This window comes from Rhodopirellula sp. SH410, from assembly GCF_055811895.1.
Map to the genome: position 1 here is coordinate 3,154,549 of NZ_CM147949.1, position 18,019 is coordinate 3,172,567.

18 protein-coding genes and 1 tRNA gene are annotated in these 18,019 nt (G+C 55.8%); 13 read left to right on the forward strand and 6 right to left on the reverse strand.

The window, feature by feature from the left end; genetic code table 11:
- Positions 1-21 precede the first annotated feature (21 nt).
- Positions 22-420: a hypothetical protein gene (locus SH410x_RS11505; RefSeq protein ID WP_473676636.1), complete on the reverse strand. Its 399-nt coding sequence runs from the start codon at positions 418-420 to the stop codon at positions 22-24.
- An 83-nt stretch (positions 421-503) separates the two neighbouring features.
- Between SH410x_RS11505 and SH410x_RS11510 the strand changes: the two genes are divergently transcribed.
- The 3 genes from SH410x_RS11510 to SH410x_RS11520 are packed head-to-tail and all read left to right on the forward strand — an operon-like array spanning position 504 to position 5,101.
- Positions 504-3,122, forward strand: coding sequence for a CHASE3 domain-containing protein (locus SH410x_RS11510; protein ID WP_473676637.1), 2,619 nt, complete (start codon positions 504-506; stop codon positions 3,120-3,122).
- Positions 3,119-4,573, forward strand: coding sequence for a sigma-54-dependent transcriptional regulator (locus SH410x_RS11515; RefSeq protein ID WP_473676638.1), 1,455 nt, complete (start codon positions 3,119-3,121; stop codon positions 4,571-4,573). The genes SH410x_RS11510 and SH410x_RS11515 overlap by 4 nt, the downstream gene beginning before the upstream one ends.
- Before the next feature lie 18 nt (positions 4,574-4,591).
- A complete protein-coding gene (locus tag SH410x_RS11520; protein ID WP_473676639.1) occupies positions 4,592-5,101 on the forward strand; it encodes a FixH family protein in 510 nt (169 codons plus the stop codon).
- Positions 5,102-5,127: 26 nt separating this feature from the next.
- Here SH410x_RS11520 and SH410x_RS11525 read toward each other — a convergent pair whose 3' ends face one another.
- Both SH410x_RS11525 and SH410x_RS11530 read right to left on the reverse strand, forming a co-directional pair.
- Positions 5,128-6,399 (reverse strand): FtsX-like permease family protein, encoded by a 1,272-nt coding sequence (locus SH410x_RS11525; protein ID WP_473676640.1) that lies wholly within the window; start codon positions 6,397-6,399, stop codon positions 5,128-5,130.
- Positions 6,396-7,721, reverse strand: a complete 1,326-nt coding sequence (locus SH410x_RS11530) for an HlyD family efflux transporter periplasmic adaptor subunit (protein ID WP_473676641.1) — start codon at positions 7,719-7,721, stop codon at positions 6,396-6,398. Before SH410x_RS11530 ends, SH410x_RS11525 begins: the two co-directional genes overlap by 4 nt.
- 254 nt (positions 7,722-7,975) lie before the next feature.
- Between SH410x_RS11530 and SH410x_RS11535 the strand changes: the two genes are divergently transcribed.
- Positions 7,976-9,193, forward strand: coding sequence for an ATP-binding cassette domain-containing protein (locus SH410x_RS11535; RefSeq protein ID WP_473676642.1), 1,218 nt, complete (start codon positions 7,976-7,978; stop codon positions 9,191-9,193).
- Between the two features lie 75 nt (positions 9,194-9,268).
- Positions 9,269-9,351: transfer RNA gene (locus SH410x_RS11540), tRNA-Ser, on the forward strand.
- Between the two features lie 135 nt (positions 9,352-9,486).
- On the opposite strand, the gene SH410x_RS11545 is transcribed toward SH410x_RS11540, so the two are convergent.
- The 3 genes from SH410x_RS11545 to SH410x_RS11555 all read right to left on the reverse strand — a co-directional run bounded on the left by SH410x_RS11545 (position 9,487) and on the right by SH410x_RS11555 (position 13,764).
- Complete coding sequence (locus SH410x_RS11545; RefSeq protein WP_473676643.1) at positions 9,487-10,725, reverse strand: tyrosine-type recombinase/integrase; 1,239 nt, start codon at positions 10,723-10,725, stop codon at positions 9,487-9,489.
- 438 nt (positions 10,726-11,163) lie between these two features.
- The gene (locus tag SH410x_RS11550; RefSeq protein WP_473676644.1) at positions 11,164-12,300 is read right to left on the reverse strand and encodes a hypothetical protein; all 1,137 of its coding nucleotides are present in this window, start codon (positions 12,298-12,300) and stop codon (positions 11,164-11,166) included.
- A 669-nt stretch (positions 12,301-12,969) separates the two neighbouring features.
- Positions 12,970-13,764 (reverse strand): hypothetical protein, encoded by a 795-nt coding sequence (locus SH410x_RS11555; protein WP_473676645.1) that lies wholly within the window; start codon positions 13,762-13,764, stop codon positions 12,970-12,972.
- 214 nt (positions 13,765-13,978) lie between these two features.
- On the opposite strand from SH410x_RS11555, the gene SH410x_RS11560 reads away from it, so the two are divergent.
- From SH410x_RS11560 to SH410x_RS11595, 8 genes are all read left to right on the forward strand, one after another.
- Complete coding sequence (locus SH410x_RS11560) at positions 13,979-14,314, forward strand: hypothetical protein (protein ID WP_473676646.1); 336 nt, start codon at positions 13,979-13,981, stop codon at positions 14,312-14,314.
- A gap of 39 nt (positions 14,315-14,353) precedes the next feature.
- Positions 14,354-14,593, forward strand: a complete 240-nt coding sequence (locus tag SH410x_RS11565) for a hypothetical protein (RefSeq protein WP_473676647.1) — start codon at positions 14,354-14,356, stop codon at positions 14,591-14,593.
- A 122-nt stretch (positions 14,594-14,715) separates the two neighbouring features.
- A complete protein-coding gene (locus tag SH410x_RS11570; RefSeq protein WP_473676648.1) occupies positions 14,716-15,159 on the forward strand; it encodes a hypothetical protein in 444 nt (147 codons plus the stop codon).
- Between the two features lies 1 nt (position 15,160).
- Positions 15,161-15,292, forward strand: coding sequence for a hypothetical protein (locus SH410x_RS11575; RefSeq protein ID WP_302117418.1), 132 nt, complete (start codon positions 15,161-15,163; stop codon positions 15,290-15,292).
- Entirely contained in the window at positions 15,292-16,299 is a 1,008-nt protein-coding gene (locus SH410x_RS11580; RefSeq protein ID WP_473676649.1) for a hypothetical protein, read from the forward strand. Before SH410x_RS11575 ends, SH410x_RS11580 begins: the two co-directional genes overlap by 1 nt.
- Positions 16,300-16,731: 432 nt before the next feature.
- Positions 16,732-17,016: an outer membrane protein assembly factor BamE domain-containing protein gene (bamE, locus tag SH410x_RS11585; protein WP_473676650.1), complete on the forward strand. Its 285-nt coding sequence runs from the start codon at positions 16,732-16,734 to the stop codon at positions 17,014-17,016.
- 80 nt (positions 17,017-17,096) lie between these two features.
- Positions 17,097-17,372 (forward strand): hypothetical protein, encoded by a 276-nt coding sequence (locus SH410x_RS11590; protein ID WP_473676651.1) that lies wholly within the window; start codon positions 17,097-17,099, stop codon positions 17,370-17,372.
- Positions 17,373-17,410: 38 nt separating this feature from the next.
- Positions 17,411-18,007: a hypothetical protein gene (locus SH410x_RS11595; RefSeq protein WP_473676652.1), complete on the forward strand. Its 597-nt coding sequence runs from the start codon at positions 17,411-17,413 to the stop codon at positions 18,005-18,007.
- The last annotated feature ends 12 nt before the right edge of the window (positions 18,008-18,019 follow it).

Genomic DNA, 18,019 nt, shown 5'->3' on the forward strand with positions numbered 1-18,019 from the left:
CAACATGGCCGAGCGATCCGGCTAGGCGATCCCCCCTTTGATCTCGTCACGCAGCGGTCCCCAGACGACGCTTGGGCGATGCTTCGTTTCCAGCGTCACGGCCTCTTCGATTGCTATCAGGGCGGCCTGCCACTGATCGCGGCGGATCAAGGAAACCGCTTTATCTGCGGCACGCTGGGCCGCGGCAGCATCCAATTCGACTTCGCTCAGATAGGCCGCAGCTGCATCCCAAGCACTCGATTCCTCACCTGATGTCGCATTTGCGATCAATCGGGCCTGTCGTGACCGCACGTCGAGCAGGTTGAGTTTGCGGGGGCCGTACTGGGTTGCCCAATTGCACCCCCACCACTGCGACGACGCCTGTTGGTGCGTGTTTAGGATTGAATCACGGGTTGGGTGTCGACTTTCCAGAGTATTCACCATCACCAGTTTTCAAGAAGGAGTTCGGCTCAGACGCCGCTCGGCCTGATTGCGTCACGCAAAACCTTGCACATCGCATACCAATGCGATTGGCCAACCACTACAATTTCATCTATCCGCTGCTCGCGACCTCCCTCGCCGTCCCCCTCATGCTTCGCCTCGAACGCACCTCCATCCTGCCAGCCGCCATCGTCGCGGCATTTCTTGCGGTAGCCGTGTTCGCAATGATCACGTTCGCCAATACCGTCTCGATTCGGAAAAGCGAAAAAGCGGCGACCGAAACGTATGCCATCCGGGAGGCGACCTATCAAATACTTTCGGCCATGAAAGATGCTGAGATTGGACAGCGTGGGTATCTCTTAACCAACGACGAAAATTTTTTGGTTCCCTACGAAGACGGCATCGAGCGTGCTGGCCTGCAGGTCGATCAGTTGGTCCGGCTGACCGAGAGCAAGGAGGACATCCATCGAGATGCGGTCCTGCTCAGGGATGCGTTCAACGCACAGAGAGAGCACACAGACCAAACCATTCAACTGCGCAAAGAGGGGCCGCCGCATCAATCCAACGACGAATCTCCCGATACGGCAATCGAGTTGGTCAAGTCAAACGGGCAATCCCATATGCGGCAGGCCCGCAAAGCGGTCGACAACATTCTGAAGGTGGAAGAACGCAAGTTGGCCGTTAGCGAGGCGAGCATGCGCGAACGTACCGCCGTGTCCCGCACCACGATCACCATCGGCAACCTTCTCGCGATCGGACTGATCGCATTTGTGGGCTTCGCGGCGGTCGTCGACCGCAAGAAACGGGACTTCGCCGAATATGAACTTCGACAGCAACAGAATGAACTTCAAGCGGTGATTGAGTCCGCTTTCGAAGGCATTCTCACCTTTGGCGACGATTTGATGATCCGGCACATGAATCCGGCTGCTGCAGAGATGCTGCGCACCGATCAAGTCACGGCTCATCAACGCAGCCTGTTGGAGTTTATTCCCGACTCACTCCAGCAGATCACCCGGCAGAGTGTCAACGATTTCAATGCATCCGGACAGATGGGCCAGTCGCTCGGACGCTTGACACTGCTCCGCACCAATGGTGAAGAGTTTTCCTGCGAAGGTTCTGCAGCCCGTACGCTATCCAATGGTGATCATTTCATCACGATGAAGTTTCGTGATGTGTCTGAAACACAGATTCTGAAGGCTCGCGAGCAGGAATACGCCTTGATATTGGGCCAGGTGCACGAGGCGATCGTTGTCTGCAGTCTCGATGACCGCATTGAATCATGGAATGGCGGTGCCGAAAAACTCTTCAAGATAGTGGCCGGGGACGCGATCGGGAAAAATATCGTCACGCTTCTGTTTCCTCACCACGCCCAACCATGGCAGGCGAATACCAACGTCTTGTTGGCCAAGGGTAGCCACGCGGCGGTGATTTCTCACGTCGATTCGATCGGTCAAGAAAGGGTTATTGAAAAACGGCGCTCGCTCGTTTTTGATGACCATGGCCAGCCGACTGCTCAGCTCGTCTTCATGATCGACGCGACTGATCGGGTCCGCGCCGAAGCAAAAGAGCGGCGATCACAGCGTCTTGAGAGTATCGGAACGCTTGCCGGCGGGGTCGCCCACGACCTGAATAACGTACTGACCCCAATCGTAATGAGCGCCAAGTTGCTCCGCCGGGGCACCAAATCTCCTGAGCGGTTGATGGACAACATCATCGCCAGTGCGGATCGCGGAGCGCGCATGATCCAAAAACTGCTTGCCTTCGCTGGCGGAGAGACGAGTGTTCGGCGTTCCGTGGACGTCCGGAATATCGTATCGGAGCTGGCCGAAATCCTAACCCACACGCTGCCGCCGACCATCGACATGCACGTCCGCGTGCCGCCCGCATTGCGACGCGTTGACACCGACGATACCGAGATTTCACAAGTCATCATGAATCTCGCCATCAATGCTCGAGATGCGATGCCCCTCGGCGGGCAACTCATCATCGAGGCCCAGGACGTCCATGTCGACGAGGAGCGTGCCTCCCGCAGTGACAACCTCCGCGTGGGGCCGCATATTCTGCTAACCGTTTTCGACACAGGCGAAGGCATCCCCGAAAACATCATCGACCGCGTTTTTGACCCCTTCTTCACGACCAAGGTGCAAGGCAAGGGGACCGGCTTGGGGCTGGCGACGACGATGGGGATTGTACGTTCCTGCGGCGGGGATATTTCGGTCTCCAGCGACCCGGAAACCGGTACCACGTTTTCCATCCTCCTGCCCGCCACCCAATCGCAGCCCCCCTTCGCGACGCCCCAGGGGATGGCGGAGTATGGAATCCCCCACGGGCGTGGTGAAACGATCCTGTTCGTCGATGACGAAGAGATGATCTTGGAAACGGCCCAAGAAACGCTGGAATCGAGCAACTACCGCGTCCTCGCGACACGGTATGGGACCGAAGCGATTGAGATTTTTCAGCGTCAATCCACCGAAATCGGCGTCGTGATCGTGGATATGATGATGCCGGGGATGGACGGTTTTCAAACCAAGGATATCCTGCGAGGATGCGATGCCAACGCAAAGATCATCGCGAGTAGTGGCCTCCGCCGGCCCAGCAACGAGGGCAGCCGCATGCAGGATATCGACGGGTTTCTCCCCAAACCCTACACCGACGAACAACTCTTGCGGCTCGTTCGCGAAGTATTGGACAAGGACGTATGACTCACCTGCTTGTGATTGACGACGAACCACTCATCCTCGAAACGATTGAACTGGCGTTTCCCGATGACCAGGTCACCACGTGCCAGACCGCCCAGCAGGGCATCAACGCGTTTTTAAAGCACGCCGCTGACGTGGTCCTCTGCGATATTCGCCTACCTGACATGTCCGGTATGGAGGCATTCGAGAAACTTCATCGCATCGATCCCCGTGTCCCCATCATCCTCATGACAGGACGCGGTACCGCGCAGACCGCGATCGAAGCGATGCAGCGGGGGGCATTTGAATATCTCCTCAAACCGCTCGACCCCGATACGCTGATCCCCCTGATCGAGGATGCCTCCGAAACGAGCCGGATGACACGGACCCCCGCCATCGTGCCCGATCCAGCGAGTGAGGACCAAACGGGGGATGCCTCCACCGATCTCTTGATCGGCAACTGCTCGGCGATGCAGGAAGTCTATCGCTCCATTGGCCGGGTGGCCCGGCAAAACGTGACCGCATTGATCCTGGGCGAGAGTGGGACGGGCAAGGAAGTCATCGCCCGCGCTATCTATCAATACAGCGAGCGAGCTGCGGGCCGGTTTCTGGCAATCAATTGCGCTGCCATCCCCGAGAACCTGCTCGAAAGTGAATTGTTCGGACACGAAAAAGGAGCGTTCACAGGAGCCGATCGGAAGAAGGTGGGCAAGTTTGAACTGTGCAATAACGGCACCTTGTTTCTCGACGAAATCGGCGACATGACGCCGCTCATGCAGACGAAAATCTTACGGGTACTGCAGGATCAATCCTTCGAACTCGTCGGGGGCACGGAAACGATCCGAACCAACGCGAGAATCATCGCGGCAACCAATCGCAATCTCGAACAGGCGATCGAAGAGAAAGAGTTTCGCAGCGATCTGTTCTATCGGCTCAATGTCTATGCGATCGAGCTTCCCCCGCTGCGAAAACGCGGCGACGATATCATGATGTTGGCCAATTACTTCCTCCGTCGGTTTGCGGCCGAACTCGGCAAAGAAGTGACCGGTTATGCACCGGAAACCATGGAACTCATTTCCCAGTACAGTTGGCCGGGAAACGTCAGGGAACTGCAAAGCGTCGTGAAACATGCCTTGCTCGAAGCCACCGGCCCGATCATTGCCCCGGCTCATCTTCCCGCCGCCGTGCGCGACAATACTCCCCACCGGATAACGTCATCGACAGCGGACGGCAGTACCGTGGGCGGCGGACTCGATTTCCCCGCGCTCACTCGCTCACTGCTCGCCTCGGGAAGCGAAGACATTCACCGGGAATTGGTCAGCATGGCAGAAAAGGAAATTTTTGGCGAAGTCCTGAAAGCAACTGGTAACAACATGACCCAAGCCGCCCGGCATTTGGGGATCACACGAACAACCCTCCGCGCTCGACTCGAGTCCCTCGGAATGTCCAATGGGAAATCCGGCTCGGCGAGCTAACGATTTCGGAACAGAATCATGCAAGATAAATCAGCCAACAAAGTGACCGACGAACGCAACGCTAAGCGATTTTATATCGGATTGGTGCTGCTGCTTTTCACGATCCAGATCACGATTCTCGGCACAGCTCTCTCGCTGGCAATCGGGGATCCCGCACTCGCTGTCGTCCCCGATTACCACCAGGCCGCACTCGATTGGGACTCGAAGCATGCCGCGGCAGGCGCGGCCGAAAAAATGGGTTGGAATCTGCAGGTCGATGTCTCCGATGTCGCGGACGGCCGCGGGCTGCGGGCGATCGATTTGAACCTGCGTGATGAACACGACCAGCCGCTCGCCAACCTCCAAATTTCAGGCAAGGTCTATCATCATGCCCACGCCGATCGAATCGAACGATTTGAGATGCAGAATGTCGGCGAGGGACGCTATCTGGCCACGCCGCCGATGAGCCGTCGCGGTCTGTGGCAACTCGAACTCGACGTTCAAGAGGCGGGAGCGCCGATGACGTTTTCGAAGACGGTTGAGTTCTGACGCCACCCGCACCGACGCACGTGTGCTTAAAATAAACTCGCCGGCTCAGCTTTGAGAAGTTTCCGCAACGCAAACACCCCCGCGGCATTGCACATCAGGAGCGAGAGCACCAGTACCAGACTGACACGCAACCACGTCATTTCGATTGCAATGCCCGAGGCGATCGAGGTGGCATAGTAGAGCCCCACGGATGCGAACAGGGCCGGCGGAAACGCTAGCACGGCGAGTAACGATGATTGCGTCAGCAGAGTCTTGATCAGAAAACGGTTGCTGTATCCCATCGCTTTGAGAGTCGCGTATTCGCTCAAGTGTGCTGTCACGTCGGCAGCTAACACCATGTAACTGATCACGCCTCCGACCAACACGGCCAACGCTACGCCGATGCCGAAGATCATGCCGATCGGGGTCTGCGTGTACCACATCCATTGCTCGCTGGACTTAGCTTGCTCGAGTGTGACCGCATCGGCGTATGCCGCCGTCCCGCCGAGCGATCGCAGACGTTGCTGGACGGCCCGCAGTCCACTGTCGAGCCGTTCGGGCTCGGCGAGTCGAATCAACAGCAGTGAGACTCGCTGCGAGTGTCCGCCAGGGGTTAGTTTCTGGAAGGTATCTCGTGACGAAAGCAGCGCTCCGTTTGCGGCCAAGCCGGTCCCCATCGCGAACGTCCCCTTGATTGTCGCCTCGCTGCCGGCCACATCGGTCGTCACGCCGACGTCCGCAGTGGTGAAGCGGGCTCCCTGCTGCGGGCCGAAATCCTGGCCGCTGGCGTCGTCAATCAACACCGATCCGATGGGGCGCAGGTTCGCTCGCATGCTCGGATTCAACTCGGGGAGATCGAATGCCGGATCGTCCAAATCGATGCCCATCAAGGCGATGGCGCGAAAGGAATGGTCGCTGGGGTTTTGCCACTGCGTGACACCGATATCCAGCGGAATCACATGGCGCACTTCCGGCAAACCAGCGAGCCACTTGGGTAGGTCATCCCGTAATGACGCGGGATCGTAGATGTTGAGATAGTCGGCCGAACGCACGATCACGTCGCACTGCATGCGGTCATATACCACCGTGGCCGTACCGCCCACGCTGCCGAGAAACCCGAGTTGCATGAACATCAACAGAATCGCGAACCCGATTCCGCCGAGTGAGACCATCGTGCGAATCGGTGTATCAGCAAGATTTCGCCACGCCAAGTGCGTGCGCCGGACTGCTGACGCGGATCCCGGCGACTCGATCGAATGGGCCGACCCCTCGTCCGTTGATGAGGGGCTGTTCAGCGGCCGAGACGTCGCGGCGTTCATGTTGACCGCGCACCGTCAGCAGATGGATCATCGTTGGATGGTTCGCCTCCCGCAGCGGACGAGCCCGTCGCAGAATCCGTCCTGACCGCGGGGCGGTTCGTATTCAAGAAAATGCTCACGCTCACTTGCATCTCAATGCGTTGAGCGGCCGCGGGAGTATCAGCGGCGTCAATTTCGATAATCACTTTGGCCGTGTAGCGATCGACCGGTGCCAGCGGAAATGGGCTGGGCATGGCGGGGGTGGTGATCATGGGTTCGATCCGCCCGACCGTGCCATGCAGGGTGCGGGCGAGTCCGGGACTCTTGATCTCGACGGACTGGCCAGACTCGACGCGGCCGAGGTCGGCAACGTTGATTTCAGCGATACAGACCATTTTGCTGGTGTCGGCCAAGTGCATCAGCGGCATCGTCGTGGTGGCTTGGCCCGGCATCGTATTAATCGATAGAATTCGCCCCGCGGTGGGGCTGACCAATTGCGCCGCTTGGACATACAGACGTAGCAGATCAATTTGCTTCTCGAGTGATGCTAACGATCCCGAAGCCTCCGCCGCCAGCATGGACTTTTCGGCGGCAATGATTTCCTGTCTCGCAGCCGCGACGGACAATTCCGCCGTTTCAATCGCGTCATGTGCATCGACCTTGGCCGCTTCGTACTGGGCACGCGTCTCACTGATTCTCAGCGATTCTTCGTCAAGCTTGTTTTCCGACACCAGACGAGCGGTTTGAGGGTCGTTCGATGCGGATCGTAATTGATCGAGTTTGCGTTGGCCAAGTTCCGTGGCCCGCCGCATCAAATCAAGGCTTCCGCCCGGACCCTCGGCAATCTTTAGTCTCCCACGAGACTGCTCAACCTGAGTCTGGGCTTGCTTTAATTTTGCCTGGGCGACCTGCAGGCGAGCGGTGGCGGATGCCTGTTCCGCCTGAAACTGGGCGCGTCCCTCCTCGAGCTTGGTCTCAGCGACATCAAGTTCAATTCGCTTCGCCCGCAAACTTTCGAGTTCCACAAGCAAATCACCGGCAGCGACCGTATCGCCCTCTTTAACGGCAATCTTGGCAACGCGATCCCCCGGCGGCGCCATCACCGCCAACACACCATCCTGGGGCGCGAGTTGTCCCTGGGCGCCCACGAACGTCATCGCGTGGTCGTCCGCGCCGGACAACTGCTGATCTCGCGGCGGCTGACCCGAAAAAAAACTTGAGATTTGGCCGTCACATCCGACCGTCGCGATGACGCCGAATATGCTCGCATACAATCCTGCTCGCAATTTCCCTGCCCCGAACGCGTTGATCGGTAGTGAGTCATGGAGAAGGCGAAACAGCATCGGAAAATCGTAGGGAAAGAAGAAAAACGGATGGTGCCGCGAAAATATACCCGCTATGAGTAGCCACGTCGCTCCGAAACTCGAGCAAGTTTCTCACTGTGAACTCATCGGGTTCACCTGTCTGACTCGCTCCCGATGGAGTCATTCACGATCAGCCCGTAGAATGAGGCGGCCAAGACGTCTTGATAACACCTGCCAAACGGAGCGGTCTTAGTGTACCGCCGTTCTAATCTTCTTACTGCGCGAAAGTAAACGTGAGTTACGAAAACGCCCAAACCAATGGAGACGCGAGCGCCGGAGCGAGCAGTTCGGCGACTGGCATGTTTCGGCGATTCAAGTCCAAGAGCGTTGAGGCTGACCGCCGTTTCGATGGGTCGGCCCTGATCGATGTGTGCGGCATCAATCACCACTTCGGCACCGGTGATGCGCGGAAACAGGTGCTCTATGACAACAATCTGCAAGTCCAGCCCGGCGAGATTGTGATCATGACGGGCCAGAGCGGGTCAGGCAAAACCACGCTGCTGACTCTGATCGGCACGATCCGCCAAATCCAACAGGGCGAGATTCACATTCTCGGCCAACCGCTCCGCGATGCTCGCTCCGGCGAAATTAATACGATTCGCAAACGCCTCGGTTTCATCTTTCAAGCCCATAATCTGTTCGGTTCACTCACTGCACTTCAGAACGTGCGGATGGCCCTGGAGTTGCAACCCGCCGGGGTGTCACGTCGCACCCAGAATCAACGCTGCGCCGAAATGCTCACCGCCGTGGGATTGGGGGAACGGATCCACTACAAACCCAAAAGCCTGTCCGGTGGCCAGAAACAACGAGTGGCGGTCGCACGCGGACTCGTTCACCAGCCCGAAATTGTGCTCGCCGATGAGCCGACAGCCGCCTTGGATAAAGATTCCGTCCGGCAGGTCGTCGAATTATTCCAGCGTGAGGCTCGCGAACGCGGCACCGCCATCGTCATCGTCACCCATGACAATCGCATTCTCGATGTCGCCGACCGAATCGTGAAGATGGATTTTGGGAATATTGCCCAAGACACGAATCTCGACGAAGCCGCACTGCTCGGTACCATGCTCAAACGCTGCGACGTCTTCTCGCGGGTCTCCGTCAGTACGCTGACCACGATCGCCCGCAAAATGAAACGGGAGGAACATGCACCCGGCGACCGAATTGTCACCTACGGCGACGTCGGGGACCGGTTTTACATGATCCGAGAGGGCGAAGTCGTTGTCAGCCAGCCGGACGATGCCGCCCATCGCGACTTCCGCGAAGTCGCCCGGCTCAAAGAGGGTGATTTCTTCGGCGAGACGGCATTGCTGACCGGTCAAACACGCAACGCCCACGTTGACGCCTCCACCGACACGGTCACCTACAGTCTCGATGCCCAAACGTTCAACGAAGTCCTCGCTGGCCAAAAATCACTCGAAGAAGAAGTTCGCAGCACCGTGTTTTCCGAGTGACCACCCGGCTTGACGATCGCCGCAAGAACGTCAGAATAGGCCCCAGTCGAAAGACGGAAACGTTTTCCGACATGAGGAGGATAAGCGAATTGGCAAGCAGGTTGATTCGAAATCAATTGCTCCGTAAGGAGTTGCGGGTTCGAGTCCCGTGTCCTCCGCTTTTCAAAAAACACCGTCTGAAACCATGGTTTTAGGCGGTGTTTTTTATTGGCCCAGTCAACTGGGCCAAAACTGGGACAAAATCGTGTGTCTCACCGGTCAATGTCTTTGACCACTTGGCTATCGGCTTGGCATCACTCCTGGTCCAAAGGTTGCTCGTCGTCGGTGGCGGAACACCCGTCACTTCCTCCCAGCAGGTTCAGTTGATCCATTTTGCGGCGAGACTCCTCATCGTTGAGGTGGTAATAGTGCCGCACCATCTCACTGTCCGCGTGGCCAAGCCAGTTCATGGTGATCCGCTCCGGGATTCCCGTGTTGGCACACGCGCTACAAAAGTAATGTCGAAAGCTGTGCAGTCGGCCATCTTCAAAACCTCGCTCGTTCTCGAACTGTTTTGGGAATCGCGTCTTGAGTGGTGTGATGACTTCTCGGACAAGCACATTTCGTACAGTGTCGGCTTTCAGACGACCGCCACGAGGTCCATGAAAAATGTATGGGTCATTCCTGGGCAGTGCACCCAGAACAGCTAGCAACTCAGTACGAATGGGTATGTGTCTGCTGCGACTACTCTTGTTTGACCGGGTGTCGTACGTCTGGTTTGCGAACCCGCTTTCATCCGCGATCGTCAGCATCTGCTTGTCGATTTTGATGTCTGACCACTTCAGGTTGCACAATTCGTCAATTCGCATGCCAGTACAAGTCAAGCCCACGATCGTGTCTCGAAGCCATAGAAGACTGGTCGATGCCTTGCAAATGCCGTACATCGCTCCAACCTCTTCAGGCGTGTAGCAATAGGCCCGTTCGCACTCGGCTTTCTTTAGCGGCAGTTTGATTGGGTCGCTATGAATATGGCCTTCGCCGATGAGCCATTTGACTGCGGTTTTGAGCAGCGTGATCTCACCATGAATCGTTTTGCGTGCGTAGCCTTTTTCTTCCAAGTACTTTGCGTAGGCAGTGAGCGTGGCTTTGGTAACCAAATGCCAGCCATCAATTCTCTTCGCGACTGCAAAGATCTCGAACTTGTCCAGAATCGCTCGATAGCGTTTTTGCGTCGACTTCTTCGTTCCGCCCAGTCCAACGGGACGGCCGTTGTAATCATCAAACAGTTTGCGACCATCCGCGATTGCTAGCGGTGAGTGCTGATCATGTTGGTCGCTGGGCTCAACTAAACCACGTTCCTCCGCAACAACGCGATCGAGGTGGGGCAGCTGCTCCAGCGCTTCTTCCTTATCGCGGGTCCCGAGGGAATGGCGCCCGCGATTCTTCGAGGTCGTTCGGGCGTCGGCGTACCAGACGCCGTTTTCTTTCCGCTGAATCAATCGCCATTCATAGAACTGGCAGCGGACGGTTTGGTACTTCGGTTTCTTGGGCATTGGAGCCTCCTTATGTTATTTTCTTGCACGCTTCGACCATTTTGGTTTTGGTCCAGCTAGCTGCCTCGGTGGTCGCTCCTCGGTCGAGTTGTCTTCATGTGGATCTGCAGACGCTTGGATTGAAGCGGTCGAGTTCACGCGGTAGAGTTCCCACGGTGGGATCACGATTCGGCAGTTCGTGCCACCGCTTTGCCATTTTTGGATTAGGCCCGCCTTCAATCGCCGATGGACTGTGGAGAGGCTCAGGCCGCTACGGCTGGCAAACTCGTTGGGTGATAATCCGCGTTCATCAGAATTGACGGAACAGTCGGGATTGCGCATGGCACTAGGAGAACGAAACGCAGAGTCACTCATGCCGTGACCGATAGCAGAAACGAAGATATGTCTCCATTTTTCCGGAGGGTGAAATAGCGGCCACGCTATTTCGGAGGCGGATACTCAGCCGCCTTCCATCTCGATGATTGACCGCAGTTCGTTGATCGCCGGTTCTGCGTCCTCCTCCAATTCGAGCTCAGCAAGGATCTGATCGTTTTCGCGTCCTGATCGGATCATATCTCGGATTTGCTCAATCGCACTTGTCACATTGAATCCGTCTTCGTTGCTGGGGAAGTTCTCCAGAACACTGGTCCCAGGATTTTGTTGACTCGACGACAAGGTGGTATCGTCGGTTCCTCGAACCGATGAGGCATGTCGAAGTCGAGAAAGCGATATCGAGTTGACATCGCGGCCAAGATAGCCGGAAAGGTGAAGCACCCCCATCAGCCGCATCCAATTACTGAATGAAAACGGATGCCCGGAGATAAGCTGAAATCCCTGCTGATAGGCATACTTGGCATTTCGATCAGAGGTGCCTAGTTCGCGGGCGACATCTTTGAGAGTCATCGGAGCCAAGCGATCGTACACGCCATCGCGCCACCCTTCTCGTGTGTCCCATGCCGCCAGGTACGATCGCATTTTTGTTTCGCTCGTACGGGAATCCTCGATACCGAGTTTGCTCCGCATTGCGCTGCGTAAATTTGTAATGTCTGAGACGAACTCCTTACTTGGGGCCGAGGGGTTGTACAGAAGAAGTGGCAAGTCGACCAACACGTCGAGATCCGGGCATTTGAGGCCAGTAAAACTCGACAGTTTCTGATCTCGTTCTATCGATCCCGCTTCGCTTTCTGCTGCGTCCAAAAGCATGCCTGATAGAGTCTGCAAGTCACTTGAACTGAGTTTCGTTCCCAGCATTCTTGCGAGCAATCCATAGGTTACCGGCCTAGCAGAACGCTTCAGCCAAAGTAAATTTGTGTCGGTATCGAACAGTTCATTGAGTTCCAAAGCTGGGTCGGAAGGGATTCCGTTGATGCCGAGCATGATCCCGGCACCATGGCAGAGAGGAATATTCAGGAACAATGACTCAGCTTCGCTTCCATGATTTTGCTGGAGAGCCCTCCACGTATTCCAAAGCACAAAGTAAAGTGGATGACGACGGGTCGTCTCCCACTTCATTTCGACTGACAATGCATCAAGGTGCGATTCAGATCGCAGAAGCATCGGATGATCGTCGTGGTCTTCGTCGCGGGTTTTAGGCATCATTCAGAAATTGGTTCGAGTTCTGAGAGCTAAGTGGTCTCTCAAGTAATGATGACACCGATTCGACCGAAATTCGGGTGCATTTCCATCCATGAACCACGAGGCGATCTTTATCAATCGGGCATCACCACCCAGGCCAGTTTTTGCTTCCAATTTAGCAAAATCGCCGTCAAAAAGGATCTCGCCCCCGGGAAAATCGCGTTTTCACACCGCAAAACACGTGAAAACGACATCAACGAGTCGTCAGCGCCGACATCTGCGGGCGCTGACGAGTCCTTGATGGCATTGTCATTCGAATCGACGTCGTTAACCGGCTTGTCACTGGTTCGAGTTTGTATCGGGGAGCCTTTTCGGACATTCGCGAAGTGTGAGTGTCCGTCAGTAAACGCCAAAGGCCGATGCACAAGCATCAGCCTTTTTGCGTTTCTACCCGGCATTTGCGGCACTTTCTGGCCGACGCGGCAAACCCCCGTTCGCTCTCGTCCGGTCGGGTGAGACGACAGGAAAGCAGCTTTCCGGGTCGGACTCCCGAACCCAACCGCCGAATCTCTCAGACTCTCTCCGTTAACATGTCCGCCCCCAGTAAACAGAATCCGGCGGTCAGAGAGAGACTTCGAGAGTTCGGCTGACTCCGGGCCGGTAGAGTGGCTTCGAGCAAAATTTGCTAGCTCAAACGTATCCTTCCCGATCGGGATATCGCTGGCGGTAGGCGTTGATCATCTTGGTGCTCATGGCGACGTGGTGGGTGGGGCCGATGCCTTTTGTGATTTCGACTTCAAAGCCAATATCTTTGAGTAATCCGGGCCAGGAGTCGTGGCGTTTTTTGGGTTTGCCAGGAAGCTCGAAACCCAACTGAAACAAAGCGGTCTTGGCGTGGGCGCGTTCGATTTCGTGGGGATAAGGAATTCGTCCGAGTCGGCGACGGAGTTGGGATTTGACTCGGGTGCGGCGGTAGCGGCCGCCAGCGGGATCGGTTTCCCAATCACGTAGGTTCAAAATCGTTCGGTGCGTGTCTGGGGTCCGCCGGATGACTGCGGCAATCTTTTTGCCGGTGAAAGCGATCGCGTTGTATTGGTGTCGCATCAATAGATAGATGTCCCAGCGATCAGGAATGTCGGGATAGCGATTTTCACTGCCGATCTTTTCATGAGTGTCTTCGAGCGGTTTGCAGTGACACAGGATCGCCTCGTCGTGGGGCTCGAATTCGCGTTTGCGACCGCTGGGCGGCACCGCGGGTAACAATCGCTCGTCAACCATCCACCGGCCGTTGACGGCACCCGACTTTGGTTGCAGCAATCCTCGCCAATGAACCTTGGCGTGGCGGGGAAGACTCGCGTAACAGCCCGAACCCAGGTATCGCTGCAATGGATGGGCAATCGACAGCCGACGCTCGCTGGTGAACGCGTCGACTTGCTGTTGAATGGTTTGACGCGGCATGGCTAAATCGGCATAGCTGAAAAGCACGATTGAATGGCGGTTGATACGCAGATTGTAAATTTACTCTAACCACAACGTTTTGCGAGGGAGGACAAAATTTACAAACCTGAGTGTTGGGAGATGTTTTTCACAGGCCAATTCGACGACCTTCGGCAGACTTAACACTCGGAGCGATTCGTGACTAGAGAAGGTTATCGCTTCTGTTTCGCCCGTGCCCTTTCGTCGCCCCCAAGGATCGCATTTGATTTCTACTCATCCGCTGCCCAACCAACTCTCGTCCCCGCACTACCTGTTCGTCGAAAACCTTCGCGGTCTATCCCACGAAACGCCGTTCGTTTGGGACGCCGACCACACGATAGGCAATGTTGTTGGCATGGCCCGATCGTATCCCGTCGCCCGCACGTTCATCCCGACTCCTTGCTGGCCATCGGATGTCGGCAAACGAGCGATGCTGGAGCGACATTTCCCTTCGCACTCGATCGCACTGAGTTGTGGTGGCGTTGTCGATCAACCGCGAGCGTTGTCGTTTGACGATCATCCAAGTTCGCTCGCAGGCCCAGACCAAGACGGCCCGTGAGATCGAAGTCTGTTCGGTTGAACCTACACGATCTTATGGATGGCCGCCGGCGACGAGAACGAAATCGCGGCGGCGATGGTGGCCGATCGGGATTCACTTGTGGCGTACTACAAGCAAGAACGTGAAAGACTCGCTCTGGCTTCTTGGATGTACGCACACCGCGTTGATTCATTCATCAACCAATGGTTCAACGATTGGTACCTGTCGCGGTTTTGCAGATTAGCCGGTCAGCCGACGATCGAGGTCGAACGTGTCCGTCAAATGCTGACGACGACATAAACCTGTTGGCAGAACTTGTCAAAAACCCTGCCAAACCGTGACTATCGGCAAGCGTCCCGGTTTATTGAATTGAGTCCTCGTCGCTCCCCTTCGTTTCTTCCTCTCCTACCAAGAGTCTTCGCTTGAAAGCAATCTTCACTCAAACCAGCAACAGCTCTCTTCACTCGATCGACTTCTCCGTCGAACTTCCGCTCATCATCGCTGACTGCACAGAGCGTTCGTTCGGCCGCGGGATCTTGATCAGTCGAGCACAGAATCTCAATCGAATCGTCGACGAAATGGTCGAGATCAATATTGGCCGATTCAACCAAGAGACCATCAACGCCGCCCCTATTTACCACGACTACTTGAGCGATTTGCTCTTCACCGATGGTCTGGAGTTTGTTCACCGGTCAGGACGCTATCGAATGGAGATAGCGATCGGCCTGTGCTTTGACACCGAACGGGTTTGTCAGAACATCGCCACGATTGTTCAGCGGCACTTCTATCCAGAGCATGAGCTTTCCACCGAGAGCCGAGTCAATTTCAATTCCGCCAAAACCGGAGACACCAGTGTACACGTTTGAAGTGAAGATTCGCCTTGGTGGCAGTGTTTCCTACGTCAATGTCAACGCTCGCGATTCCGCTCAGGCTCGTCGTTTGATCGACGCACAGTTCGGCGGCCAAGTGACCGTTCTGCAAACCAAAAGGCTACGTTAATGAATCCCCAAGACAACGCAATCAACCGCCGCCAAGCATTAGGCTTGGCGGCGACCGTCGCGGGTATCGACGTGACGCCAGACCGCTGGATGTTGGTGATCCAACAGCCGAACGAATTGGCTCGGCACATCCATGAACTGCGTCGCCAATTAGATCTCTTCAACCGGTACATCGTGCCTCGATTCGTCGATGGTCGCAGCGATGCACCAGCGTATCAACCATGCCGCGCCCGTCACTTCGCCGCGTTGTCAGCCTACCTGCGAAGCAAGTTGGTTGAACGTTTTGTCGAGGTTGTCATTGACTGCTCGCAGGATCATCTTCGTCACCAGCTTGGTCAATTGCATGTTCGCACACGCGTGGACCGTACTTGCTTCGACGACTCGTTCGTCCAGCATCCTGGCATGGCGTTTCTGCGAGACGAACACGGCAAGCCCGGCCACGCATTCGCCTCTTTGGCTTGGGGGTTGTCACCGCAGCGTCTTGAAGAATGTGCCGAACAAATCTGCATGTGGCTTGAGACCCCGACGAGCGGGCCGGAATCGTACGATGTGATTCGCAGCGTGAGTGACAGCGAATTGGGAATTTGCTTTGCGGCAATGAATATCGACGAATATTTTGATTTGGTCGAAGCCCTGTTTTCCATTCGACCCGAGACGCCAATTTCGCTGCTGACTCTGCAACGTGATGATTTGAAACGCAGTCATGGATTGCGCGGAATCATGTCGACCATTTGTGGCAACTTGATGGAACGACTGGCGAACAACTATTTCCATCAGGCCTCGGCGATTGCAAGGTTGCCGGAGTGCGAAGGAAGCTGGCACGGCTTCATCGCCGGGCAGGTCTTCGACATCTTGATGCAGAAGTGGTTGCGACTGATGGGCAGCCCGCGAAGCGACGAAGCGATCGTGCTGGAAGAAGCCGATGGTCTTTCATTGGCGATGCAACGCGGTGTGGTCGAAAGTATGCGGAACGCCTCCCAGGATCAGCGTCAGTCTTCCCAAATGTGAGCGAACAACGGCAGGAAGATACGTCGTTGATCTCCTTCGGTTCGATGAACCAATTGTGATCCCCATTGCGACTCTAACGCATCGACACGGCGCCTGCCGCCTGGTCGCCGCCCCGCCCCTCTCACAGCTTCAAACCTGTCAAAGAACCTTCCAAATCTGGAAGTCTTTTCTGTCTCCCGATATCGTTGCAATTCTTGTTTCCAAACTTCACTTCAACCGGAGTCAACTCATTTGGCCATCACTGTCATCTGTCCCCATTGCGGACGTCCCAACACTGTCCGTGATCGAATCCGAAACGGCACTCAACGAGAAACCTGCCGGCACTGCAACAAGAATCTCGGCGTCCAGTTCCGAAACGGCGAACTGTATGACATCACCCGGTAGCTCATCGCTCGTCACCATCTCCCTCCTTCACCCCAACGGATTCACCACATGTCCCAAATCAAAAGTCTGCTGCTGTTGTCTTGCCTTTCTCTCTTCGTTGGCTGCGGCGGCAATCGAGTGACCAAAGACAACTACGCCGAAGTCAAAACCGGGATGACAATCAATGAAGTCGAGTCGATTCTCGGAACTGGCACCGAGCAGGCCAGTAGCGATGCCAGTTTCGGCGGCATTTCCATCGACATGAAGAGCATGGTCTGGCAAGACGAGGACAAGATCATTTCGATCACCTTTTCGCATGACAAGGTGCAATCGAAATCGCAAATTGGCCTGTGAATCTTCCGGCAGGCATCTCGCCTGCTCCTGTCCCGCAAGTTGACTGACCGACTAACCCTACTCCCCTTGGAGACTCACGTTTGCGAAAGATCGCCAAACTCATCTCGCTATTCTACGGCTGCCAAATGCTGCTTGGCAGCCTTGGCATGGCGTTGTATTGCTACCTCGATCCAAACGCATTCGGAAGTCTCGGCAAAGAATCCGGCATCAACTTGCGGTTGTTCTTGTTGACGGCCGGCTTGGTCCCCCAAGCCGGCCTCGGATTGCTTATGATATGGCTCGGCATGCCCAGCCGAAGCCGCATGCGAACCTGGCGTGTCGCCAGAACAACGATCAAACAGATCGTTGAGAACTAGAGTGTACAAATTTACGTCCTTTTGTTTATGGAGATCCAGTGGAAATTTCTGAACGCACGATTCTCTACGGAATTGATCCCGGTTCAAGTAAATCGTGGGCGAGCTATCGCACTACCTGCCAGAAATCGTCCGCGACTTTTGATAGACCAACGTATACCGAAACACCGATCGTGTCTCTTGACGCATTCATTTCAAAAATTGCGTGCGACGCAAAAGACAGCGCGGTGCTACTCGCGATTGATGCTCCGATCTGCATGCCGCAATCCTTTACGCGTCCGGGTGCTTCGTTGAAGGGATCTTACTGGCCATTTGACCTGAACCCTTTTTCGACACGCCCTTGTGAGAAGGCGTTGGGCAGCAAACCATCTGTCCTCGATTCAAAACTGGAATTCCCCAAACTCGCTGAGATCATTGGCAGACTCTGCGGATGGAAAGGGGAGCACCGAAACCAGTCAAACCGTTCGTTAACGAAAATACACCCAGGACTTTCCGTGTTGGGATATCAAGGCGCGCCGCATGGTCCTGTTGTTCAGCTGTTTCGAGGTCGACTTGCCGAGAGAGCCGCTTCCGAAGGTATTTGTCTGTCCTATTCGCCTAAGGCGGCGACGGGTGCGATCCACGTAATGCGCCCTTGATTTGCTGGGATT

Bases quoted from the DNA above. Each gene is read 5' to 3' on its own strand.
- SH410x_RS11545 (WP_473676643.1), bottom strand. From the start codon at position 10,725: ATGCCCAAGAAACCGAAGTACCAAACCGTCCGCTGCCAGTTCTATGAA.
- SH410x_RS11530 (WP_473676641.1), bottom strand. From the start codon at position 7,721: ATGCTGTTTCGCCTTCTCCATGACTCACTACCGATCAACGCGTTCGGG.
- SH410x_RS11520 (WP_473676639.1), top strand. From the start codon at position 4,592: ATGCAAGATAAATCAGCCAACAAAGTGACCGACGAACGCAACGCTAAG.
- SH410x_RS11550 (WP_473676644.1), bottom strand. From the start codon at position 12,300: ATGCCTAAAACCCGCGACGAAGACCACGACGATCATCCGATGCTTCTG.
- SH410x_RS11515 (WP_473676638.1), top strand. From the start codon at position 3,119: ATGACTCACCTGCTTGTGATTGACGACGAACCACTCATCCTCGAAACG.
- SH410x_RS11510 (WP_473676637.1), top strand. From the start codon at position 504: ATGCGATTGGCCAACCACTACAATTTCATCTATCCGCTGCTCGCGACC.
- SH410x_RS11565 (WP_473676647.1), top strand. From the start codon at position 14,354: ATGGCCGCCGGCGACGAGAACGAAATCGCGGCGGCGATGGTGGCCGAT.
- SH410x_RS11525 (WP_473676640.1), bottom strand. From the start codon at position 6,399: ATGAACGCCGCGACGTCTCGGCCGCTGAACAGCCCCTCATCAACGGAC.
- bamE (WP_473676650.1), top strand. From the start codon at position 16,732: ATGTCCCAAATCAAAAGTCTGCTGCTGTTGTCTTGCCTTTCTCTCTTC.
- SH410x_RS11580 (WP_473676649.1), top strand. From the start codon at position 15,292: ATGAATCCCCAAGACAACGCAATCAACCGCCGCCAAGCATTAGGCTTG.